The organism is Pseudomonas sp. HY13-MNA-CIBAN-0226, from assembly GCF_040310305.1.
GTDB classification, from domain to species: domain Bacteria; phylum Pseudomonadota; class Gammaproteobacteria; order Pseudomonadales; family Pseudomonadaceae; genus Aquipseudomonas; species Aquipseudomonas gregormendelii.
The window spans coordinates 1-267 of the sequence record NZ_JBEOPS010000299.1; the positions used below are offsets into that span (position 1 = coordinate 1).

A 267-nucleotide genomic window follows, 5' to 3' on the forward strand; every position below is an offset into this window, starting at 1 on the left:
GTGATGAAGTGTTGCAACGCCATGTCCGCGTTACGCATGGCCAGCAGGCGGCCCACGCGTTGCGTCAAGACATTGATCAGCCACCAGCCGATGGCCAGGGTGACCAACGCCAGCAATACGCGGCTGCCGTATTCCATGATCATGGGGATCCAAGACTGGGAGGTCTTGATCAGGTGATCCATTTCAGCGTTCAAATCCATCTACTTTCTCCTGTTGTGCGGCGATAAGGCTCGACTGACTGCCTGAAAACGCAATTGAGCCCCGAAG

1 protein-coding gene is annotated in these 267 nt (G+C 55.8%); it reads right to left on the reverse strand.

Annotated features, from left to right (window positions below; genetic code table 11):
* Window positions 1–200: mechanosensitive ion channel family protein (locus tag AAEZ05_RS28835; protein ID WP_502947808.1), on the reverse strand; the 200-nt coding region annotated here is incomplete at its 3' end.
* Window positions 201–267: the final 67 nt, after the last annotated feature.